The organism is Devosia limi DSM 17137 (assembly GCF_900128975.1).
In the GTDB taxonomy this organism is placed as follows: domain Bacteria; phylum Pseudomonadota; class Alphaproteobacteria; order Rhizobiales; family Devosiaceae; genus Devosia; species Devosia limi.
In genome coordinates this window covers 610,455-633,768 of record NZ_FQVC01000001.1, presented here as the reverse complement: position 1 = coordinate 633,768, position 23,314 = coordinate 610,455, and the positions used below count along the sequence as shown (strand labels likewise).

General features: G+C 62.7%; 17 protein-coding genes. 11 read left to right on the top strand and 6 right to left on the bottom strand.

Annotated features, from left to right (window positions below; genetic code table 11):
- Positions 1-38 precede the first annotated feature (38 nt).
- Genes BUA69_RS02830 through BUA69_RS02805 form a run of 6 tightly spaced genes read left to right on the top strand, consistent with a single transcriptional unit; the run spans position 39 to position 4,467 of the window.
- Entirely contained in the window at positions 39-704 is a 666-nt protein-coding gene (locus tag BUA69_RS02830) for an amino acid ABC transporter permease (protein ID WP_046136382.1), read from the top strand.
- Positions 705-713: 9 nt separating this feature from the next.
- Complete coding sequence (locus BUA69_RS02825; protein ID WP_046136383.1) at positions 714-1,367, top strand: amino acid ABC transporter permease; 654 nt, start codon at positions 714-716, stop codon at positions 1,365-1,367.
- Positions 1,360-2,082 carry an amino acid ABC transporter ATP-binding protein gene (locus BUA69_RS02820; protein ID WP_046136384.1) on the top strand — a complete coding sequence of 241 codons (723 nt, stop codon included), beginning with the start codon at positions 1,360-1,362 and terminating at the stop codon, positions 2,080-2,082. The genes BUA69_RS02825 and BUA69_RS02820 overlap by 8 nt, the downstream gene beginning before the upstream one ends.
- Before the next feature lie 35 nt (positions 2,083-2,117).
- On the top strand, positions 2,118-3,230 hold the full coding sequence (locus tag BUA69_RS02815) for a cis-3-hydroxy-L-proline dehydratase (protein ID WP_046136385.1): 1,113 nt from the start codon (positions 2,118-2,120) through the stop codon (positions 3,228-3,230).
- Positions 3,230-4,270 carry a trans-3-hydroxy-L-proline dehydratase gene (locus BUA69_RS02810; RefSeq protein ID WP_046136386.1) on the top strand — a complete coding sequence of 347 codons (1,041 nt, stop codon included), beginning with the start codon at positions 3,230-3,232 and terminating at the stop codon, positions 4,268-4,270. Before BUA69_RS02815 ends, BUA69_RS02810 begins: the two co-directional genes overlap by 1 nt.
- Positions 4,271-4,272: 2 nt before the next feature.
- Positions 4,273-4,467: a 2-hydroxymuconate tautomerase gene (locus BUA69_RS02805; RefSeq protein WP_046136387.1), complete on the top strand. Its 195-nt coding sequence runs from the start codon at positions 4,273-4,275 to the stop codon at positions 4,465-4,467.
- Positions 4,468-4,801: 334 nt separating this feature from the next.
- Here BUA69_RS02805 and BUA69_RS02800 read toward each other — a convergent pair whose 3' ends face one another.
- Positions 4,802-5,836, bottom strand: a complete 1,035-nt coding sequence (locus tag BUA69_RS02800) for a proline racemase family protein (protein ID WP_046136388.1) — start codon at positions 5,834-5,836, stop codon at positions 4,802-4,804.
- A 205-nt stretch (positions 5,837-6,041) separates the two neighbouring features.
- On the opposite strand from BUA69_RS02800, the gene BUA69_RS02795 reads away from it, so the two are divergent.
- Positions 6,042-6,773, top strand: coding sequence for a GntR family transcriptional regulator (locus BUA69_RS02795; protein WP_244468799.1), 732 nt, complete (start codon positions 6,042-6,044; stop codon positions 6,771-6,773).
- Positions 6,774-6,787: 14 nt separating this feature from the next.
- Entirely contained in the window at positions 6,788-8,014 is a 1,227-nt protein-coding gene (locus BUA69_RS02790) for an NAD(P)/FAD-dependent oxidoreductase (RefSeq protein WP_046136389.1), read from the top strand.
- A 124-nt stretch (positions 8,015-8,138) separates the two neighbouring features.
- Here the strand turns inward: BUA69_RS02790 and BUA69_RS02785 are convergent, their stop codons facing one another.
- Entirely contained in the window at positions 8,139-9,053 is a 915-nt protein-coding gene (locus tag BUA69_RS02785; protein WP_046136390.1) for a dihydrodipicolinate synthase family protein, read from the bottom strand.
- Between the two features lie 244 nt (positions 9,054-9,297).
- On the opposite strand from BUA69_RS02785, the gene BUA69_RS02780 reads away from it, so the two are divergent.
- The gene (locus tag BUA69_RS02780; RefSeq protein ID WP_046136391.1) at positions 9,298-10,602 is read left to right on the top strand and encodes an alpha/beta fold hydrolase; all 1,305 of its coding nucleotides are present in this window, start codon (positions 9,298-9,300) and stop codon (positions 10,600-10,602) included.
- A 240-nt stretch (positions 10,603-10,842) separates the two neighbouring features.
- Here BUA69_RS02780 and BUA69_RS02775 read toward each other — a convergent pair whose 3' ends face one another.
- The 3 genes from BUA69_RS02775 to BUA69_RS02765 all read right to left on the bottom strand — a co-directional run bounded on the left by BUA69_RS02775 (position 10,843) and on the right by BUA69_RS02765 (position 14,418).
- Complete coding sequence (locus tag BUA69_RS02775) at positions 10,843-11,880, bottom strand: Ldh family oxidoreductase (RefSeq protein WP_046136392.1); 1,038 nt, start codon at positions 11,878-11,880, stop codon at positions 10,843-10,845.
- A 271-nt stretch (positions 11,881-12,151) separates the two neighbouring features.
- Positions 12,152-13,426 (bottom strand): glycosyltransferase family 4 protein, encoded by a 1,275-nt coding sequence (locus tag BUA69_RS02770; RefSeq protein ID WP_046136393.1) that lies wholly within the window; start codon positions 13,424-13,426, stop codon positions 12,152-12,154.
- Positions 13,423-14,418: a polysaccharide deacetylase family protein gene (locus BUA69_RS02765; protein ID WP_046136394.1), complete on the bottom strand. Its 996-nt coding sequence runs from the start codon at positions 14,416-14,418 to the stop codon at positions 13,423-13,425. The genes BUA69_RS02770 and BUA69_RS02765 overlap by 4 nt, the downstream gene beginning before the upstream one ends.
- A gap of 235 nt (positions 14,419-14,653) precedes the next feature.
- On the opposite strand from BUA69_RS02765, the gene BUA69_RS21130 reads away from it, so the two are divergent.
- Positions 14,654-15,439 carry a WecB/TagA/CpsF family glycosyltransferase gene (locus BUA69_RS21130; RefSeq protein ID WP_046136395.1) on the top strand — a complete coding sequence of 262 codons (786 nt, stop codon included), beginning with the start codon at positions 14,654-14,656 and terminating at the stop codon, positions 15,437-15,439.
- On the top strand, positions 15,436-16,764 hold the full coding sequence (locus BUA69_RS02755) for a glycosyltransferase family 4 protein (protein WP_046136396.1): 1,329 nt from the start codon (positions 15,436-15,438) through the stop codon (positions 16,762-16,764). Before BUA69_RS21130 ends, BUA69_RS02755 begins: the two co-directional genes overlap by 4 nt.
- Here BUA69_RS02755 and BUA69_RS02750 read toward each other — a convergent pair.
- Positions 16,761-23,153, bottom strand: a complete 6,393-nt coding sequence (locus tag BUA69_RS02750) for a type I polyketide synthase (protein ID WP_046136397.1) — start codon at positions 23,151-23,153, stop codon at positions 16,761-16,763. The two genes, BUA69_RS02755 and BUA69_RS02750, sit on opposite strands and share 4 nt — an antisense overlap.
- Between the last annotated feature and the right edge of the window lie 161 nt (positions 23,154-23,314).

The following is a 23,314-nucleotide window of genomic DNA, read 5'->3' as shown; positions in this document are numbered from 1 at the left end:
CCGCATCCTGACATCGCATCGATGGGAACGCGTCTTTAATGTTCAACTACACCTTCCATTGGCGTCCTGCCATCCAGGCCCTGCCGCAAATGCTGGGCGGGGCAGTGGTGACGCTGCAGATCGCTGTCATATCGATGATCATCGGCATCCTGATCGGCGTAGTGCTGGCGGTGATGAGCGGCTCGAGCAGCAAGATCCTGCGTGGTATCGCCGGTACCTGGATCGAAATCGCCCGCAATACCCCTGCCCTGTTCCAGATCTATATGGCCTATTTCGGCCTTGGACAGTTCGGCATCCATCTCGACAGCTTTGTGGCGTTGCTCTCCGGCATTGCCTTCAACAATGCCGGTTATCTGGCAGAGACTTTCCGCGGTGGCCTGCGCGCCGTGCCGGCGACACAGGTGCGGGCGGCGCGATCGCTGGGCTTTGGGCCGATCAGTGCTTTCCGGCTGATTGTGCTGCCGCAGATGTTCCGCGCCGTGTTCTATCCGATGACCAACCAGATGGTCTGGGCGATCCTGATGACCTCGCTGGGCGTGGTCGTCGGCCTCAATTCCGACCTGACCGGCGTGACGCAGGAGCTGAACGTCAAGACCTTCCGGACCTTCGAATATTTCGCCATCGCTGCGGTGCTGTACTACCTCATCGCCAAAGCGGTCACCCTCGGCGCGCGGGCCTTCGCCTACCGCCTGTTCCGGTATTGAGGGGGCGACATGTTCCAGACCAGTCTCAGCCTCAACGATGTCATGTTCCTGCTGCAGGGCGCAGGCGTCACGCTGCTCATCACCTTCTGGGCCATGCTGGGCGGCACCATTCTGGGGATCATCTTCGGCGTGTTCCGCGCCACGACGCCATGGTGGGCCACTGCGCCACTCGCCTTCGTGCTGGATATCTTCCGGTCGGTGCCGCTGCTGATCCAGCTGGTGCTGGTCAACGCCTTCCAGGCGATTGCCGGGCTCAATATCAGCGCCTTCGTGGTCTCCTGCATCGTGTTGGCGCTCTATACTTCGGCCTATTGCTCGGAGCTAGTGCGTGGCGGCATTGCGGCCGTGCCGGTGACGACGCGTCGGGCCGCACGCTCGCTGGGTATGACCTGGTGGCAGGACATGACCCAGATCGTCTATCCGATCGCGCTGCGCATCATGCTGCCGAGCTGGATCGGCCTGACGCTGGGGGTGATGAAAGATACGGCGCTGGTCTCCTGGCTCGGCATTATCGAGCTGCTGCGCTCATCGCAGATCATCGTCACCCGCATTCAGGAGCCGCTGTTCGTCCTCACAGTCGCCGGGCTCATCTACTTCATCATCAGCTTCCCGATCTCGCGCCTGGGCGCGCGGCTGGAAAGAAAATGGCGCGAAAATGATTGAGATCGAGAACGTTCATAAGTCCTTCGGCGACCTCAAGGTCCTCGACAATGTGAGCCTGACTGTGAAGAAGGGCGAGGTTGTCTCCATTATCGGCGGCTCGGGATCGGGCAAATCGACCCTGCTGATGTGCATCAATGGGCTGGAACCCATTCAGAGCGGCAGTATCCGCGTCGACGGGATCGAGGTGCATGCCAAGGGCACCGACATCAACAAGTTGCGCACCAAGATCGGCATCGTGTTTCAGCAATGGAACGCCTTTCCGCACCTGACCGTGCTGGAAAACGTGACGCTGGCACCGCGCAAGGTGCTGAAGAAATCCAAAGCCGAAGCGGATGCCATCGGGCGCAAGCAGCTGGAGCATGTGGGGCTGGGCGACAAGCTCGACGTTTATCCCAGCAAGCTCTCGGGTGGCCAGCAGCAGCGCATGGCGATTGCCCGGGCGCTGGCAATGGAACCGCAATATATGCTGTTCGACGAGGTGACCTCGGCGCTCGATCCACAATTGGTGGGCGAAGTGCTCGACACCATGCGGCTCCTGGCCAAGGAGGGTATGACCATGATCCTGGTCACCCACGAAATGGCATTTGCCCGCGAGGTTTCTGACCGGGTGGCGTTTTTCAAGTCCGGCAAGATGCATGAGATCGGCACCCCCGAGCAGATTTTCGGCAACCCGCAACGACCAGAGACCGCGCAGTTTCTCGCCTCGGTGCTCTAGGCGCTCATTCCCCTCCCTGGCTTGAAGAGGCCCCGATGAAAATCACCGCGATCACGGCGTGGCAGGTCGACCTGCCACTCAAGGAAGGCCGCTATAGCTGGTCGGGCGGCAATTACATGGAGGTTTTCGACACCACGGTGGTGGCGGTGGAAACCGATGCGGGCATTACCGGTTATGCGGAATGCTGCCCGCTGGGCTCAGCCTATCTGCCGAGCTATGCGCTGGGCGTGCGCGCCGGCATTGGCGAAATCGGGCCGAAACTGATCGGCATGGACCCGACCGATCTTGGCCCGCTCAACCGCCATATGGACGCGGTGTTGCGCGGCCATCCCTATGTGAAGGCGCCGATCGATATTGCCTGCTGGGACATTCTGGGCAAGGTCGCGGGCCTGCCGCTCTACAAGCTGCTTGGCGGCTTCGAGCAGAAAGAGATTGCGCTGTACCGCGCCATCTCGCAGGAAGACCCCGAGATCATGGCCCGCAAGATCGATGGCTATCGGGCCGAGGGATATACCAAATTCCAGCTCAAGGTCGGCGGCAATGCCAATGACGATATCGAGCGCATCCGGGCCTGCCGGAATATTCTGAAACCGACCGACATCCTGGTCTGCGATGCCAATACCGGCTGGACCATGGCCGACGCGGCGCGGGTGGTGAATGCGGTGCGCGACCTCGATGTCTACATCGAGCAGCCCTGCATGAGCTACGAGGAGAGCCTCTCGATCCGCCGCCGCACCAGCCTGCCTTTCGTGCTGGACGAAGTCATCGGGGGCGCCGACAGCCTGCTCAAGGCCATTGCCGAAGACGGCATGGACGCGATCAATCTCAAGATCTCCAAGGTCGGCGGGCTGACCAAGGCCAAGCTGATGCGCGATCTCTGTGTCGCTTCGGGCATTCCCATGACCATCGAGGACACCTGGGGCGGCGATATCGTCACCGCCACCATCGCCCATCTCGCCGCTTCGACGCCGGAAAAATTCTATCTGTCGGCCACCGACTTCAACTCCTACGGCACCGTCTCGATTGCCGAGGGCGCCCCCGAACGTGTCAACGGCAATATGTCGGCTTCGGAAGAGCCTGGCCTCGGGATCATTCCGCGGTTCGAGGTTCTGGGCGAGCCGGTCATGATTATCGGAAATCCAGCCTGATGCGCACCAGCAAGATCATCCAGACCATTTCCTGCCATGCAGAAGGGGAAGTGGGGGACGTCATCACCGGCGGCGTGGCGCCGCCGCCCGGCGATACCATCTGGGCGCAGCGCAGCTTCATTGCCAATGACGAGACGCTGCGCAATTTCATGCTGCAGGAGCCGCGCGGCGGGGTTTTTCGCCACGTCAACCTGCTGGTGCCGCCGAAGGACCCGCGGGCCCAGATGGGCTGGATCATCATGGAGCCGCAGGATACCCCGCCCATGTCGGGGTCCAATTCGATGTGCGTCTCCACCGTGCTGCTCGACGCCGGTATTATCCCGATGACCGAGCCGGAAACGCGCATGGTGCTGGAAGCGCCGGGCGGGCTGATCGAAGTGGTGGCGCAGTGCCGCAACGGCAAGGCCGAGCGCGTTGCGATCAAGAACCACCCAAGCTTTGCCGACAAGCTGGACGCGATTCTGGAAGTGGAAGGCGTGGGAACGCTGACTGTCGACACCGCCTATGGCGGGGACAGTTTTGTCATTGTGGATAGCAACGCGTTGGGCTTTGCCATTACCCCGGACGAAGCGCGCGATATTGCGCTGACGGGCATGAAGATTACCCAGGCGGCCAATGAGCAGCTGGGGTTCAACCACCCGACCAATGCCGACTGGAACCACTTCTCGTTCTGCCAGGTGGCGGCGCCGGTGACGCGGGATGCCGAGGGCGTGCTGACAGCGGCCAATGCCGTGGCGATCCGGCCGGGCAAGATCGATCGGTCGCCCTGCGGCACCGGCTGTTCGGCCCGTATGGCGGTGTTGCATGCCAAGGGGCAACTCAGGGTTGGCGAGTCCTTTATCGGGCGCTCGATTATCGGCTCACGCTTCGATTGCCACATCGATAGCGAAATCATGCTAGGCCAGCGGAAAGCCATTGTGCCGATCATTGCCGGCAGCGCCTGGATTACCGGGACGCACCAGCACATGCTCGACCCGATGGACCCCTATCCCACAGGCTATCGCCTGTCCGACACCTGGCCCATGGAGGGGCGCTTCTGACCATGCCTTACGTGAAGATCGAAATGCTCGACGGCCGCTCTGCGGAGCAGAAGGCGGCATTGGCGCGAGCCATTGCCGATGCCTTTGTCGAGCATGGCGGCGCCAAGCGCGAAAGCGTCTGGGTGGTGTTTGACGATGTGGCCCGCAGCAACTGGGCCATTGGCGGGGAATTACTGGAGAAGCCGGCGGGGAAATAGGCCTGGGCTTTTTAGGGCTAGCTTTTGGCGCGCGCTGTCGTCGCGCACGCGGCTGCCCACGGATCAGGTCCGTAGGCAGCGCGGTGGGTGGGATAGTTGGTGCGTAAGCAGTCTGCCAAATAGACGGATAGTTTCTGACGCTATCCCCTGCCCTGCACCGGGCTGCTCTCGGACTTGATCCCGAGGTCATTCGCCGCTCATGCCGCGCTGAGGGTGGCCCACGGATCAAGTCCGTGGGCAGCGCGGTGGGTGGGATAGTTGGCGTTCGAGCCACGGGTCCCTGGCTTGATACTGCAGGAAGAAGATTCCCGCCTGTGCGGGAATGACCAAGTGTCTAGTTCATCAGGTCGAACGCATCGCCCCAGGTGTCGGAGACGGAATAGCCCTGCTGATAGGGGTCGGTGGGGTCGACGCCAATCTGGTGGATGCCGTGGATCCAGCCGCGCCCGGAGATGATGGGCTGGACGGCAGGGCGGCCGGCGACGGTGGTGTCGCTGGCATAGGTCACTTCAAAGGTTGAATCGATGATCGAGCGCGCGGTGAAGCGGTCACCCGGCTTGGCGAGGCCTCGCGCGGCGGCGACGGCGAGGCGGGCGGAATTGCCGGTGCCACAGGGCGAACGATCGATGCGGCCCGGGGGCATGATGGTGGCGCCCTTGAGCTCGCCAGCCTCGTTGACGCTGTTGAACATTGTGTATGAGATGCCCTTGATCGCTTCGATCTCGGGATGAGCGATGGTCAGTTGGGCATTGACGGCACGGTGGATAGCGCTACCGGCTTCGACCAGCTTCCTGGCCTGATCGGGGCGAATTTCCAGACTCAGCTGCGCCGGATCGATCAGCGCATAGAAAATGCCGCCATAGGCGATATCGACTTTGACCTTGCCATAGCCTTCCACATCGACCACGGCGTCGAGCTGGTCGGCATAGGACGGGTTCATGGTGAGCGTCACGCGTTCGCACTTGCCGTTGCGGCAGGTGGCGCGGGCGGTGACGATACCGGAGGCGGTTTCGATCCGCACGATGGTTTCGGGTTCCTGCATCGGCAGCATGCCGGTTTCCAGCAGCACCGTGGTCAGGCAGATGCTGTTGGAGCCGGACATGGCATGAGCCTTGTCGCCCTGCAGGATCAGGAAGGCGATATCGGCATCGGGCCGGGTCGGTGGGAAAATCAGGCAGGTGCTCATCTGCGCAGAAGCGCGTGGCTCGAACACCAGGAAGCGACGCAGGCTATCGTCGACCTCGTTGAGGTGACGCAGCTTGTCGGCAATCGTGGCGCCCGGCACGTCGATGACCCCGCCGGTGACGATGCGCCCCACCTCGCCCTCCGCATGAGCTTCAACCAAGGTGACGGTTTTTGACCAGCGCATGCGGCGGCTTCCTTTCAGAGAGAACGCTCAATTCGTTTGTCGACAAACTGAATACGGTTTAACTTGCATGGCGACGTCGAAATTGCAATGTACTGGTTCAGGCGTGCTGGAACAGGTCGCTGGCTTGAACCCATCGCCAGTGGCTGGCTGAGCAAATCACCCATTTCGCCGGCAATCGTGGCCGTGCGAGCAACGGAGCCAAAACGTGAAAACGCAGGATACAACCGACAAACTGGCAAAAGTCGACCAGCCAGGCAAGCCGGATCGCACCCGCGGCTCCGGCGCGCAGACCGTGTACCTGCAATTGCGGCAGGCCATTCTGGAACTGGCGCTGGAGCCCGGTAGTCCCCTCGATGAAGTGACGCTCTCGGAACAGTTCGAGATGTCGCGCACGCCGATCCGCGAGGCACTGGTGCGGCTGGTGGCCGAAGGGCTGGCCAAGACGCTACCCAATCGCAATACCGTGGTTGCCACCATCGATTTCGCGCAATTGCCGGTCTATTTCGAGGCGCTGACGCTGATGTATCGGGTGACGACGCGCGCGGCGGCAATCAATCGTCGGCCCGAGCAAATGGTGACCATTCGCGGCTTCGAAGCTGCCTATGCAGATGCCGTGGAACGCCGCGATGCCCTCGACATGATCCAGGCCAATCGTGACTTCCACGTCGCCATCGCCGAGGCGGGCGGCAACAGCTACTTCACCGCTTTGTTTACCCGCCTGCTCGATGAAGGCCGGCGGATCCTGCGCATCTACTATCAGTCATTCGATGACCGCCTGCCCCACCAATATGTGGACGAGCACGGCAGCATCGTGGATGCCGTCGAGAAAGGCGAGGCCAACCGCGCCGACGCCCTGGCGGCCGAGCATGCCGCCCAGATCGTGCGGCAGATCCAGAGCTATATCGCCCGCGATACGGTTTCCGACATCACTCTTTAGAAGGACAACCGCTTATGGCGCGCATTGGCGTAGTGGGAGCCGGGATCGTGGGCGCGGCGATTGGCACGCGGCTGATTGGCGATGGGCATGCGGTAACTGTGTTTGACGCCGATCCTGAGGGGCTGCCGACATCGTCGGGCAATGCCGCGCTGATCGCGCTGCCGGAGATCGCGCCGATTGCCAGCCCCGGCATGCTGACCGCCGTGCCCAAATGGCTGCTCGATCCGCTGGGGCCGCTGACGCTGCGCTGGCAGGACCTGCCGGCACTGGCGCCATGGCTGATCGCCTTTCTCGCCGCATCGACGCCAGCCCGTGGAGCAAAGGCGCGGGCGGCGCTGACCGACTTGATGCAGACAGCCCTGCGTGACCATGAAGCCCTGGCGGAGATCGCCGGCATTCACGGGCATCTGCGGCAGACGGGCTATATCTCGCTGCATGATAGCCAGGCGAGCCTTGATGGCGCGCTGCGCGAAGCCGCAGGGGTCAAGCAGGCGCTGGGCTATGACTATGAAGCCATCTCGCCAGAGACAGCGCGCGCCATGGTGCCCCAGTTGGAAGGGCAGTTCTTTGGGGCCGTGCATCAGCCGGTCTACTGGATGGTGACCAATCCCCTGACGGTGCTGCGCCAGTATCAGGATTTTCTGCGGCGCAGCGGACAGTTGGTGCGCGGCACGGTGATTGGCGCCGAGCAGCGAAGCGATGGGATCGCGCTGCGCATTGAGGGCCAGCCAGAGCAAGTGTTCGACAAGGTGGTGGTCGCGGCCGGGGTCTGGTCGCGTGAGCTGGTGCGCGGCCTAGGGCTGAAAGTGCTGCTGGAGACAGAGCGCGGCTACAATACCACCTACACCGATCTCGGCTGGAACCTGGCCATGCCGGTTGGCTTTGCCGATCACGGGTTCATTGCCGTGCCACTGGTCGATGGGCTGCGCATCGGGGGGGCCGTGGAACTGGCAAAGCCGGAGACCAGCCCCAATTTCGGCCGGGCCAAGGCGATGCGCGCCAAGATGCGCCGCTATGTGCCGGCGCTTCCCGAAGGTGGAACAGAATGGATGGGGCGCCGGCCCTCGACGCCGGATTCCTTACCGGTGATCGATCAGCATCCTGGCGATGATCGGATTCTCTTTGCGTTTGGGCATGGGCATCTGGGGCTGACGCTGAGCGCAGTGACGGCGCGGCTGATAGCCGAGGCGGTTGGTGGGGCGAAGACGCCGGGGGCCTTGTCGATCAGGCGGTTTCAGTAGGGGTTATTCCCCGTACCGCAAGCCGGGAGAGATACCCACCCTGCTCGATTTAATAGACTTAGCTGACGCTAAACCCTAACTCGCGCCCCTCCCCCAAGGGGGAGGGCGGACGACGGTGGTCTGATCAGAAGCCGTATTTGGCAAGGTTCGGGCGGTTCGCGAGACCTTCTTCGACCACGGCACGGACCTGGGCGGCTTCGGCGCCGACCAGTTCAAGGCGAGGGGCGCGCATGACCGGCGAGGTGCCGCGGACAATGTGCTCGGCCAGCTTGATGTTGTGGACGAATTTCGGACCGATATCGAGGTGCAGCAGCGGCAGGAACCATCGGTAGATTTCCAGCGCTTCGGAAATCCGCCCCTGCTGAACCAGCTGGTAGATCGCGACTGTTTCCTTGGGGAAAGCGACGACAAGCCCGGCAATCCAGCCATGGCAGCCCAGGATCAGGCTTTCCAGGGCCAGGTCATCGACGCCGGTCAGCAGCTGATAGCGATCACCGAGGGCCTTGATGGTCTCGTTGATGCGGCGGGTATCCCCGGTTGATTCCTTGATGGCGACGAACTTCGGCTCGTCGGCCATTTCCTTGAGCATGGCTTCGCTGATGTCGATGCCATAGGCCAAGGGGTTGTTGTAGACGATGATCGGTAGGCTGGAAGCGGCAGCTATGGCGCGATAATGGGCCACAACCTCGCGGTCATCGGCCAGGTAGCGCATGGCCGGCAGGACCATCAGGCCCTTGACGCCGATCTTCTCACCTTCGGCGGCCAGCGCCGCACCAGCGCGGGTGGAATCTTCGGCGATGGTCAGCAGTACGGGCACGCGGCCAGCTGCTTCCTCGATTGCGGCCTTGGCAATGGCCAACTTCTCGCTCGCGACCAGGCTCGAGGCTTCACCAAGGGAGCCGCAAACGATGATGCCATCAACGCCGGCTTCGATCTGGAAAGCGACGTCGGCGCGGACGCCGGCGAAATCGACTTCCTGATCAGCGGTCATCTTGGTGGTGATCGCCGGGAGAACTCCCTTAAAATCGCTCTTCTGCATAGCATTCTCCATGACGAGATGGCGTCCAGCGCCGGTTTGTTGATCATATTTAGCCCTTTGTATTTAGTTTGTCGACAATAATCCAAGGCCCATCCGTCCGTTTTCCGTAAAGCCATATAGACCAAGCACTTAATGTCGCCAAACTGTCCACAATCGCATTGACAGCAGCTATTATTGACTGGATCATCATCGTCGAAGGCAGGTTGGCGTGTAATGCGACCCACGCAGAGTGCCAGGAGAACCGATGCTTATCTCGCAATACACCATGCCCGGTCGGCACATTCGCGACCACCTCATCGATGTGCCGCTGGACTGGTCTGGCGACCGCGACGGCCCGACGATCAAACTGTTCGCACGCGAGGTCGTCGATCCCGCCAAAAAGGACGAGAAGCTGCCGCTGCTGGTCTTCCTGCAGGGTGGTCCGGGTGGCAAGTCGCCGAGACCAACGGCGACGGCCCCCGCCTGGCTGGGCGAGGCACTCAAGACGCACCGTGTCATCCTGCCCGATCAACGCGGCACTGGTCGCAGCACGCCGGTCGACGCCGCCACCATGGCCCAGTTTACCGATCCACAGGCGGCGGGTGATTACCTCGCCCATTTCCGCGCCGACTCCATCGTTGCCGACTTCGAACACTTGCGGAAAACCGTGTTTGGCGAGACGCTCTGGCAATCACTGGGGCAGAGCTATGGCGGGTTTCTCACCCTGACCTATCTGAGCCAGGCGCCCGAAGGCCTATCGGCCTGCTATGTAGCCGGCGGGCTTCCCAGCATCACCCCTTCGGCGGAATTGGTGTATCAGCGGACCTATCCGCGCGTCGAAGCCAAGACCCGGCGCTATTACCAGCGCTATCCCGACGATGCCGTCACCGTGGGCGCATTGGCCGATTTTATCGGCAATAACGATGTGCGGCTGCCCGATGGCGACCGGTTGAGCATTCAGCGGCTGCAGACCGTGGGCATCGATTTCGGCATGGCGCCGGGATTTGAGAATGTCCACTGGATGATCGATGAGGCCTTTGCCTCCCCTGCCCGCGACAGGCTGTCCGACCATTTCCTCGCCGAGGTCATGCGGGCCACCAGCTATGACAGCAATCCACTGTTCGTGGTGCTTCAGGAAAGTCTTTATGGCGAGGGCGCCGGTGCGACCGGATGGGCGGCGCAACGGGTGCGGGACACCCTGCCCCAATTTGCCACCGACAGGCGTCCATTGCTGTTTACCGGCGAAATGATGTTTCCCTGGATGCTGGACGAGATCCGTTCGCTCCGCCCGTTCAAGCCTGGGGCAGAGGCATTGGCGCAGCGGCCACGCTATAGTGCGCTCTATGACACAGCCCGCCTCGCGGCCAATGACATTCCGGTCGCCGCCGTCATCTATCACGATGACATGTATGTGGACGCTGCCCTGTCGCTAGAAACCGCTGCCTCGGTGGGCAATCTCGAGCACTGGATCACCAACGAATTCGAGCATGACGGCATCCGCCAGAGCGCCGGGGTGTTCAAGCGGCTGCTTGGCATGGTTGCAGAAAAGGGTGGACCACGCAGAAGCTGATTGATGCAAAGCAGAACTGCGCAAGAGGAGGCTTGCACTGCCATGTTGGATTTCAATCTCGGCGACTTTTATCCGTGCACGGATCGATCGGACGGCGATGCCAGTCCCTGCACGGAAACTGAACCCAGACGAGGCCCGGCGTTCACCGGGATACTCGGCTGGCTGCGTGTGTTGGTACGGCGGCCGATCAAGGGCGCGGTCCGCCGCTCTCGCGCGCTCGGACACGCACCCGGCTAAGCCTCAGGCGATGCCGCTTGATCGGGCCGCATCCAGTTCTTCCAGCAGGCGGATGGGCACCATAACGCCTTCGCTGGCGGAGCGGGCACGCGCCTCCAGCCGGCGATCACCTGCCAGCCGAACGCCGTCCTGATTGGTAATGCTGGCAAACAGGGTTTCGGCGCGCGCCATATTGCTGGCGAAACCGGCGCCGAGGAACCGCTGGGGATCGAAGGCAATAATCAGTTCGCCCCCGAGTGGCGGGCTGCCCAACCCCTCATCCTCGGCAAAGGATTCCTGGCTGGTCAGATCACCGATCATCGGGCCGGCCAGCAATTCGACCATCAGGGCCAGGGCCGTGCCCTTGTGCCCGCCAAACGGCAGCAACGCCCCGGCCAGGCCCAATGCGGGATCGATTGTTGGCTGGCCATCGGCATCGATGGCCCAGCCCAGCGGAATGGACTTGCCCGCCCGCTGATGCAATTCGATCTCTCCACGCGCCACCGCGCTGGTGGCAAAGTCGAAGACGAAGGGATTCCCATCGGGGCGAGGCCAACCAAAGGCAAACGGGTTGGTGCCAAAGATCGGCTTGCTGCCGCCGTGGGGCGCCACGGTGCGCTGGCCGGCGGTCATGCCAATTGAGACCAGGCCGGCCTCTGCCAGGGGTTCGAGATCGGCCCACATGGCCGAGTTATGGTAGCAGTGGTTGATCGCCAAGACGGCAATGCCAAGCGATTGGGCCGCAGCAATCAGGGCGGGCCGCCCCACTTCATTGGCCAGCGGTGCAAAGCCGCGCCCCGCATCGACGCGCAGGATTGCCGGCGTTTCCTGCACCAGCTTGGGTACGGCCCGACCGTCGGCCTTGCCATTGGCGACGGCTCTCACATAGCCCAGCAGGCGATAGACCCCGTGCGAACGGCACTCATCGGCCTCGGCCGCAGTGACATTGCGGGCCACCGCATCGGCCTGTGCAGCCGAAACACCGTTCGCGGTCAGGACGTTAGTCGCCAGAAGCTGGATTTCGCTCAGGGAAAGCCGTCGCTCATTGTCATCATCAGACATGTTTTGATGCCGTCCATTTGTGTGGTTTCCGACCCAAGTATGGACAGATATGCGGGCAATGTCGACACAGTGTGGACAGTTAACGCCTTGTTTTATCCATGATGAGAGCGCGGTTTTGCCGCCGTTCTTCGATAGGACGCCGCGGAGCGCCGATCATAAATCGTTAAGTGGAGCTACCGCCGGGATGGCAACAACCGACGAAGCCAAGTCCGGGCGGAGGCCGTTTCCGATGATTGCCAAGGGGTGGAAACTGATGTTCCTGGCACTGGCATCATGGGCGATTGCGCTTGGCGTGCTCTATGGATTGCTCAAACTTTTCAGCCTGTTGACGGGCTGATCGCGGGCCGCGAATATCCGCATGGCGCTGAAACAACGCCAAGGCATCCCGCGCCGCTCCTGCGGGATCATGCATCTCGGCGACCCGCAGCCTCCCCGCAGCGGCAAGACGAAGGGCCAGTTCCTTATCGACAATCAGCGCCTGCAGTGCATCGGCCAGCGCAACCGGCTCGCGCGGCGGGACCAGAAGGCCGGTTTGACCGTCGATAACCAGTTCGGGAATACCGCCGACGCTGGTAGCGACCACCGGTCTCTGCTGGGCCAGCGCTTCCAGCAGAGCGATCGGGATACCCTCGCCAAAGCTGGCCAGTACCGAGATGTCGGCCTCGCCAATCATCTCGACCACTCGGGCATTCGGCACGGCCCCTGAAAGGGTGACGCGGCCGGACAGGCCCTTGGCCGCAACGGCAGTGGCAATTGGCTCCGCAAGCGGCCCACCGCCGACCAAAGTGCAATGGAAATCGACACCACGCCGGGTGAGCAGCTCGAGCGCATCGAGCAACACGCCGTGCCCCTTTTCGTCGGAAAGGCGGGCCACGCAGATCAGCCGACCGGCATCAGGCGGCGGCCGAAGACGGTGCGGATCGGGCGAGGGAAAGCCGCAACGGATCACCGTCACCTTGCTGGCATCTGCCGGCGCAATGTTGTGACGCAACAGGCCCTGGCCATAAGCGCTGATGCAGATCGCAAAGCGGGCATCGGCCAATTTATCACGATGCCGGAATACGTCCGGCTCATCGAGATCAATGCCATGAAAGGTCAGGCTGAACCCGACTTGTGCCAGGCGCGCGGCCAGCCAGGCAGTATTGGAGCCGGCATTGCCGAAATGACAGTGCAGATGGGTGACCCCGCCGGCGACCAACCAGCGAGCCAGGAGGACGGCCTCACCAAAATAGGCCAGCCATTTCAGCTTGGCGCGCCAGCCGGGTGCCGAGCCGATCGCGTCGCGAAAAATCGAAAAGCCCAGGCGCGGGCGGGTGAAGAGCATCCAGACAAAGGCACCGATCAGCGGCAGGATCGGGGGCGGCAACAGCCACCGGGTCTTAGCAAACTCGCTGCGGGCTGTCTCGTCCAGCAAATCTTCGGGGCGCGGGCGCCGCACCGAAAACCGCACGATCTCAACCCCCAAAGCTTCCAGCTCGAGGATTTCGCGCTGGATGAAGGTGTGACTGGGTGCGGGATAGAGGCTTGCGATGTAAGCGATCTTCATGCTGTGCGCCCAAGCAAGCGGCGCGACAGGCCGGAAATTTCCATGCGCAGCAAATCGCCCGACGCGCGACCGGACGCATCGACGAGCCGATCCTGGCTGATGAACCAGCGTTTCAGCGCCATGATCTGCAAGTCCTGGAGATTGTTTACACCGGGGTCGGCGGATACGGCGTAGCTATAGCCGGCCTGCTCGGTCAGTTGCTGGATGGTCTGCGTGCTGTCGCCATTGGGATAGCTGAACCCGACAATAGCGGTATTGGCCGCTTTCGCCAGGACGCTCCTGGAGCGCGCGATTTCGAAGTCGAGCTCGGCCGCCCACAATTGCGGCAGCAAGGGGTGGGTCATGGTGTGAGACCCGATTTCGTGACCGCCTGCCACCAGAGCACGCAAGGCCGCATCATCCATGATCCTGTCGACTGCCGCCGGTCGACTGGACCCGGCCTGCTTCTCCAGAGCGTCAACCCATTCCATGCGGGCCTGAGGCGTCATTGCCTTGGCTTGCCCCACCTCGGCGCGGGCATCGCGGCCAAGCGACACAAGCGCCCTGCCCGCTCGGTCATACCAGGTCTGACTTTCAGTACCCACCAGTCCGGCGACGATATAGAACGTCGCACGGAGACCAAAATCGGCAAGGATGGGAACGGCATAGCGGGCATTGTCCACATAGCCGTCATCGAAGGTGATGGCGGCACGCGGCCTGGTGGCCGGAGCAGCGGCTTGCCAGGCTGCCAGGCTCTGCGCCAAGGGCGCCACGTCGTAGTATCTGGCCAGCACCCGGCAATGCTCGGCGAAGACTTCTGGTGTCACCACCAGGTCGGGATCGTGGTAAGCCGCGCGTTGTTCGGCGGGCAGAACCCGATGATAGCACAGGATGGTCAGGGACTGGCCGTTCCGCCGCTCGACCGACGCGGTGAGCCCGCTCAGCCGCGCCGCCGTGGCAACAAGCCCACGCGCGCCTCGTTTGGCTCCAGCCTTGATCCCGTCAAAATTCATGCCGCATCCAACACATTCCTGCTGCTGCTCAATATGCACACCTGGCCAGGCAGGCGGGTCATTTTTCGCAGAAATAGTTAGCTCCTTTGTCTCGGCGGCACCAATACACGCGGATATTAAGGTTCTTTAGGCATCAGGCCGGTCAACGGTAGAGTATCGTTCGAGCCTCCCCTATATTGCTGACATAACACCAGATCCGGCAGTCGCTACTGGCCGGCCAAAGGTCATCCAAGGCATGCCGCTCCCACTTTCCAACCGCGAGACTATTGCGTCCCGGATACACTTTCTCGGCGCGCCATTCGATGTCATCGATCGCGATGCGGTCATCGAGGCCCTGCGGGCAGGCAGCAATCAGACGCCGTTCCGCTACATCGTCACCCCCAATGCCGATCACATCGCCAGGCTGTCGAGCCGGGATGATCTGGACACCTGTTATGAGAACGCCTGGCTGTCGCTATGTGACAGCAAGCCAGTCTGGCTGCTGTCCAAGACGCGGGGCAGGAATCTGGATCACATCACTGGCTCAGATCTGACACGCACGATCTTTGAGGACGTGCTGCGGCCCGGTGACGATGTTGCCTTGATCGTCGCAGAAGATCGGATTGGCGTGGATATCGCCAAGGCCTATCCGGCGGTCAATTTCCGCTGGCATGCACCGCCGCATGGCATTCTGGAGAAACCCCAGGCGCAGCAGGCCGTTATTGATTTCGTTCAGGCGTCGCCATCACGGTTTGTCTTTTTCGCCATTGGTGGCCCGCAATCGGAATGGCTGGCTGCAAACATCAAGGGCCATGCCACGGCCCGCGGGACCGCGCTGTGCATTGGCGCCTCGCTGGAGTTTCTGACAGGCAGGCGCAAGCGGGCGCCGCTGTGGATGCAGCGGTTTGGGCTGGAATGGCTGCATCGCCTATCGTCAGAACCGCAACGGCTTTGGAAACGCTACCTGTTCAGCGTTCCGGTGCTTCTGCGTCTCTATATCGCCGAGTTTACGCCCCCCCGGCAAAGCGAGCCGCGCCAGTGAACCATCGTCCCAAAGTCCTGCTGATCGCGGAAGCCTGCAATCCCGAATGGGTCAGTGTTCCCCTGGTTGGGTGGTCGATGGCTTCGGCACTGCGCGGAGTGGCGGACGTTCATATCGTCTCCCAGATACGCAACCGCGACGCGCTGGTCCGCGCCGGATTGGTCGAGGGCGTGGATTTTACCGCCATCGATTCAGAACGCATTGCCCGGCCGCTGTGGCGGCTGGCAACGGTCCTGCGCATGGGGGAAGGTCGTGGATGGACTACCGTCCAGGCGATTGACGCCATCTCTTACCGCTATTTCGAGCGTCTTGTCTGGCGACTGTTCGGGAGCAGCATCAAATCTGGTGAATTCGATATCGTTCACCGACTGACGCCGCTCTCCCCGACCATACCCAGCTCATTGGCCGGCAAATGCCGCAAAGCGGGCGTGCCATTCGTGATCGGTCCGCTCAATGGCGGCGTGCCCTGGCCCCGGCAATTCGACGCGGAGCGCCGTCGCGAACGTGAGTGGCTTTCCTATGTCCGCTCCGCCTACAAGCTCTTGCCGGGCCGTCGCCAGACCTTGCGCGCCAGTGCGATCATGGTCGGATCACGCCACACCGAGGCGGAAATCCCCGAACAGTTTCGTCCGCACACCATCTATTTGCCCGAGAACGGGATCGATCCCGATCGGTTCTCGCACCGCGCCGATCATCAGCCCGGCACGCTGCGCGCCTGTTTCGTTGGGCGGATGGTTCCCTATAAGGGGCCCGACATGGTCCTGCAGGCGGCAGCGCCTATGCTGCGCGAAGGGCTGATGCGGCTGGACTTTGTTGGCGACGGCCCCATGCTGGAGGAATTGAAGGCCCAGGCCATCGCCGAAGGCATTGCGGACGCAGTAACATTTCACGGCTGGGTAGCCCATCAGAGGGTACAGGAAATCTTGAGCCGATCGACGCTGTTTGCGTTTCCCTCGATCCGAGAATTCGGTGGGGGCGCTGTGCTCGAAGCCATGGCTCTGGGCGTGCCGCCGCTTATAGTGGACTATGCCGGACCAGGCGAGCTGGTCGACGCTGGCACCGGCTTCAAGGTACCGCTCGGGTCTCGCGAGGAAATTGTGGCGGCCCTTCGTGCTGCCATGGGCAAGCTCGCCTCGGAGCCGGACCTGTTGCGTGAGACCGGCAAACGGGCGCGTGATCGGGTCGAGACCCATTTTCTCTGGTCCCGCAAGGCCGAGCAGGTGCTCGAAGTCTATGGCTTCGCCCTCGGACAGCGTGAGCGCCCGCAGCCGTTGGAGGCCGCCGCCCTTGCGCCGGATCGGCTCGTGGGCGGCGCGCTCCTCTAGCGTTCGTTCCCCTGCGCAGTGGCCTTATTCAGGACCTTGCGCGCGTCGGCCGCCAATATGCGAACACTGGGATCGAGAACCATGGAATTGTGATCGCCAGGCACCTCGACCACGGTGAGGTTCGGGGTGTAGTGCGACCAGCCATTGTCCTCGTAGAAGAACTTGCGGCCGGGCTGCAGAATGCGGCCATCGCTCAGGCGATATTCCACCTCGGGTTGGGGACGGAACAGGGTGACGTCACCATCATAGGGCTTGACCACGTAGCGCGGCAGAGCCCGATTGAAGGCAGCTTCGATAGCGTCGTTATTGTAGCGGCCGGTACCGGCGACGCCGGCAGCCTCGCTGAGCAGTCGCCGCTGGAGTTCGCGCCGCCACATCAGCTTTCCCGCAATCCAGTTGGAAAAGAACGAGATTCCCTCGCGCCGTATGTCCTGGAGCCGCATGCTGATCAGGTCGGCGGTCGTCAGTCCCGGCTGGGTGGGGAGCGGGGTATCCAGCATGATCAGGTGGCTGACGGTTTCACCCTCGCGGCGCAGCTGCTGGGCCATCTCGTAAGCGACAAGGCCACCGCCGGAGAAACCGGCAAGCATATAGGGCCCGGCAGGCTGAACCGCACGGACCTCCGCGAGGCAGCTGGCGGCCATTTCCTCGAAGGTTTCGTGCGGGGCCACTTCGCCGTAAAGGCCACGGGCCTGCAGGCCGTAGACGCTGCGATCCTGCCCCAGCTGGCGCGCCAATTGACGCAGATTGAGGATATTGCCGAACATGCCGGCACAGATGAACAGCGGCGTTGCATTGGCATTGGGAGCAATATGCATGGCCACACGATGGATTGGCTGATCCGCCGGCATCGCATCGGCAGGCCCGGTTTCGTCGCCGCCTTCGGCTGTGGGCAGCTTCCTGGCCAGCTGCGCAATGGTGGGGGCTTCGAACAGTGTCGAAATCGGCAAGTCCACGCCATAAGCCTGGCGAATGCTGCGGAACAGGCGAACGGCGACCAGCGAGTGACCGCCAATATCGAAGAAATTATCCTCGATGCCGACCTGACCAATGCCAAGCAACTCGCGCCAGAATTCGGCAAGGCGGGTTTCGACAGCGTCGCGTGGTGCCACGTAGTCGCTCTCGAGGTCCGCGGGGCGCTCGAACAGCTGATCGTTTTTGCCCGGTCCTTCCGCCAGCTTTTCGGCCCGCTCGATCAGGCGAGGCAAATCCATTGAGCTGACGATGGGTTGCGCAACCTTGGTGGCGAGCGCCCGTTCGAGGGCTTCAAGCGCCTGGTCCGGCAGGATGCCCTGGCGCATCTGGGCAGCCAGCTGGCGCAATCCGGCCGACTGGGGGCGTTCGCGGCCATGGGCCTGCGGTGCGGTGCCAAAACCACCATCGCCGGAGAGCCGCTTGAGCAGGAGCCTGTCGACGGTGAGGATGAGGTTGCCCTCAGGATCGGTGATGACGACATCGAACGCCGCATAATCATCGCCAAAAGTGGTGCTGTCGGCCAGGCGAACCCAGCTGATGACGTCAGCGGGCAGCGGCTGGACCTGCACTATGCGCCCATAGGATGCCGGCGCCCACAGGACATCCGAGTCGGCATAGCCCGGCACCAGCTCCATGGCGAAACCGGTGGCGATATCCAGCAGACCGGGATGAGCCTGATAGCCGGCCGCCAGATCAGACTGGAAGGCAGGCGGCAGCGCCAGCGTTGCCACCGCGTCGTCGCGGCCGATCGCCAGACTGCGCAGAACACGCCAACGCGGACCGAACCGCAGGTGTGTTTCCTGCGCCGAGCTGAGGCTTGCGCCCGTCCCCGCAGTGTCCGAGCGCAGGGTACTGCGCGCCTGGGCGGCAGCGATCTCGGCACCACGGTCCAGTGGCAGGCTGGGCGCTGCCGTCAGGCTGGCTTCGGCGTGAATCTGCATCTTGTCGGGGGTGCTGCCCGAAGCGATCACGACACGATAGCGCTCACCATGCAGCTCAAAGCGCAGCCGGACCAGCCGATGCTCATTGTCGGCGATGAACATCGGGCGTTCGAATTCGAGGTCTTCGATGGCCATCGACGGCATTTCGGCTTCGCGCATGGCCTGCGTGATCAGCTCGATATAGCCGGTGCCTGGCATCAGAGCCTGCCCGGAAGCCAAGCGGTGTTCGTCAAACAGCCAACACGAGCGGGCATCGACCTCGGCTTCCAGCCAGCGCGTGCCGTCGGCATCTTCGACCCAGCGATGAAAGAACGGACCTTTGGCGGAACCGAGAACGCGCGAGGCTGCAGAATCGTCGTCCGTGGCGAGGTTGCGCGCGGCCATGCCGACGCCATTCCAGATGCCCCAGTGGACGGCTACGGTCCGACGGTCAGCCCGCGCCGACTGGTTTTCGGCAAAGGCGTTGAGGAAGGCGTTGGCTCCGACATAGTCCACCTGCCCGGCTGGCGCCGTATCGGTACTGGTCGAGGAGAACAGCACCAGCAGATCGAGCGGCTCGTCGGCCAGGGCCTTGGCCAGCACCAGCGTCCCCTGAACCTTTGGGGCCAGCACGCTCTCGGCGCTGTCATCGGTTTTGGTGGCGAGCGGAGCGTCATCGACAATGCCGGCGGTGTGCAGCACGCCGTTGACCATGCCGAACCTGGACTTGGCTTGCTCAAGCGCCGCCTGCACATCGGCTGGATTGCCGACATCGCCGCGCACAACGAGGACTTCGCCGCCCCTGGCCCGCATGGCCGATATCGCCGCGATGGCCCGATAGCGTTTGTCGGCACGGGGCAGCACTCGCTCCAGCAGCGGCCACTCGCCCTCCGGCGGCAGGGTGGTGCGGGCCATCAGGATGATACGGGCGCCGTAGGTATCGACCAGTTGCTCGGCAAAGGTCAGGGCCAGATCGCCAAGACCGCCGGTCAGCAGATAGACGCCCCCCTGACGGAAAGCGGGGGCCTGGTCAGTTGCCGGCGCCAGCTTCAGAGGCTGATGAATCCGTGACCAGCGGCGGCTACCCCGCCAGGCGACAATCTCGGACGCGGGCGTCGCCAACACTTCCTCGAGCAGGTGCTCGAGCATGGCGGATGGCGTTGTAGCCGAAACCGTACGCCCCTTGAGCGCAGCAATCAGGCTCTTGGGCGTATTGGCGGCCGCAATTGGCAAATCAACATCGACCAGTCGTACGGTCGCGCCGGACAACTCGCGCGGAATGACCAGCGCAGGCCCTTCAATGGTGGCTTTTTCCGGCTGGGTGAGACCTTCGCCATCAACCTGCTGGGCCCCATTGGTGACCACGGTGATCCCGAGCGCGTCAGAGGCGCCGGCATCGGCCAAGGCCTGGGCCAGATGCAGCAGACCATAAAAGCCGTTCTGCTGGATCCGGTCAAAGTAACTGGACCCAGGCCGGAAGGCTGCACGATGGGTGAGCAAGGGCAGATAGATGACCCGCATCGGCAATGCTGCATCGGCTGTCAAGCTGGCAACGAGCCTGTCATAACCTTCGCGGCCGTGTTCGGGGGCGAGCACATAGTCATCAGGGCCGCGGCGGATAAATCCATCGCCGGATGCGACCACGATCACGCGATGGCCGGCGTCGCGCAGCCGTGTGGCAAGCTGTTGCCCGGTATCGCCATCGTCGGCGAATAACAGCCAGGTCTTTGGCACGCTATCGGCACCGGCGATAGTATCGGGCACCGAACGTTTCCAGGCCGGGCGATAGCCCCAATCGAGCATATCGGCCAATTTGAGCAGAGGGGCGTCCTGGCGGGCAGCCTCTTGCTGGCGCTCAAAGAAGTACTTGCGATGCTGGAACGGATAAGTCGGCAGGCTCACGCGCTGTCCGAAGGGAGCCTCCACCTTGACGGGCAGGCCGACAGCCCAGGCACGGCCGAATGCCGTCGTGACATAAAGCTGCTCGTCCACGGCTTCGTCAGGGTGTGGCAACGAGTTGATGACCCGGTTGGCGTCGATATTGCCCTGGGCTTTGGCGAGAGAAGACAGTCCGCGTGACGGGCCAACCTCGATGAAGATACGGCCTTTGTCTTCGCTCAAGGCCGCAAGGCAAGCTTCGAACAGCACGGTCGAGCGGAGATGGCGGGTCCAATAGTCCGCGCTGGTCGCGTCGGCCGCCGACAGGGGCGCACCGGTCACATTGGAAATGATCGGGATCTTCGGAGCGCGCAGGCTGAGTGTGGCAACGAAGGCCCTGAACCGGGGCAGGATCGCCTCCAGCATGCGCGAGTGGGCAGCAACGTCGATGGCAATCGGCGTCGCGTCGATGCCACGATCCCGCAGCACGGCGGCGAATCTATCGAGATCGGCAGGCAGGCCGGAAACCACGCAGAGCCCAGGCGCGTTGACCGAAGCCATATCGAGTTCGGCCGGCAGAATGGCCCGCAATTGTTCGGCGGCCATCGAGACGCTGAGCATGCCGCCTTTTTCCAGCGTTTCAAACAGTTCGCCGCGCACCCGGACAAGATTGACCGCGTCGCTGAAGCTCATCACCCCGGCGATGCAGGCGGCGGCATTTTCGCCCATGGAATGACCGACCAGGGCGACGGGATTGATGCCGCGCGCCAACCAGAGGCGGGCGATGGCGATTTCAACGATCAGGATCGCCGGCAGTTGGACCGATGGCAGCGCCAGACGCGGATCGGGGACCGTTGCATCCAGCCAGCTGGCGCGCAGTTCTGCGGCGGCGGTTGCCGGGAGATAGCCCAGCCCCTCATCGACGATCGAGCGGAAGTGCGGGTCATTGGCATAGAGGCTGCGGGCCATGCCGTGATGCTGGGCTCCACCGCCCGGGAAGAGAAACACGGCGCCTGAGCTGTTCTCAACAAACGCGTGGCCCATCGCGCGCTTGAGCTCAGGCTGGGTCAAGGCGGCAATCGCATCGGCCCGGCCACGCACGGCGACGGCGGCGCGATGTTCAAAGCTCCTGCGGCCGGCCACCAGCGTATGGGCGACATCGGCAAGCGCCAGATCCGGATTGGCGGCAATGGCTGCGCCCAAATGCGCCTGGGCCGCTTCGACGGCCTTGCGGCTCTTGGCCGAGAGCACCAGCAGATGCACGTCATCATCGTTTGCCGGGGTGGCTTTGCGGGCGGGCGGTTGTTCGACAATCACATGCGCATTGGTGCCACCAACGCCGAGCGAATTGACGCCGGCACGACGCAACCGGGCGCTGGCGGGCCAATCGGCAAGCTTGTCGTTGACCACGAAGGGGCTGGCGGCAAAATTGATAGCGGGGTTGGGCTTTTCATACCCCAGGGTTGGCGGAATGACCCCATGCTTGACCGCCAGGGAGGCCTTGATCAGGCTGACCACGCCGGCTGCAGTATCAAGGTGGCCGATATTGGATTTTACCGAGCCGATGCGGCAATAGTTGCGCTTGTCGGTGCTGAGGCGGAAAGCCTCGGTCAGCGCCTCGATTTCAATGGGGTCGCCGAGATAAGTGCCGGTGCCATGGCACTCGACATAGCCGATGCTATCGGCGGCAATATTGGCAATGCCCTGGGCTTCGATGATCGCCTCGGCCTGGCCGGTGACGCTGGGCGCCAAATAGCCCGCCTTGCTGGCCCCATCATTGTTGATGGCCGAGCCCTTGATCACGGCATGAATGGTGTCGCCATCGGCGATGGCGTCCGAGAGGCGGCGCAGAACCACGATGCCGACGCCGCTGCCAAAAACCGTGCCGGCTGCCCGGTGGTCGAAGGCTCGGCAATGACCCTCCGGCGAGAGGATTTCGCCATCCTGATAGACATAGCCGCGCCGGTGCGGCTGTTCGATGGTTACGCCGCCGGCAAGGGCCATGCCGCATTCGCCATTCATCAGGCTCTGGGCGGCGTAGTGGACGGCGACCAGTGAGCTGGAACAGGCGGTCTGCACGTTGACGCTGGGGCCCCGCAGGTCGAAGGAGAACGAGACGCGGGTGGAGAGAAAATCCTTGTCATTGCCGGTGTGGCGCAGCAGGAACATGCCGGTCTGCTCGACCAGTTCACGATTGCTGCAGACGTTGAAGTAGAAATAGCTGCCCATGCCGCTGGCGGCGAAGACACCCACCGGGTCGACTTCGCGGTCAGGCATGCGTCCGGCATCCTCAAGCGCCTCCCAGGCGCATTCCAGGAAATGGCGATGTTGCGGATCCATGATCGCGGCTTCCTTGGGGCTCAGCCCAAAAAAGTCGGGATCAAACATTTCCATTTCCGGCAGGTCCGCGGTGCGCTGCACATAGCGACGGTCATCGACGGGATCGCCGGCAAGGGCAGCAGCGGCGACCTCCCCTGCCGTCAGCGGGCGGATCGACTCGACGCCATTGACCAGATTGGACCAGAACGCATCGACAGTGCTGGCGCCGGGCACCCGCATCGCCATGCCGACAATTGCAATATCGTTCGGTGAAATCTCGTCGTGCGGTCCCGACATTCCGGCCCCCGGTCTACAAGCGCGGCGCCACCAAGACAATCATACCAGCCACCATCACTTGGGCGTGGTTTTAGCCGATATTGATCGTTTTCGGAACAGCAGTTGAGGCACAAGCTGGTGACTTGGTTACTGGGTCGGGCCCCGATTTTCAGGGGCGGCGA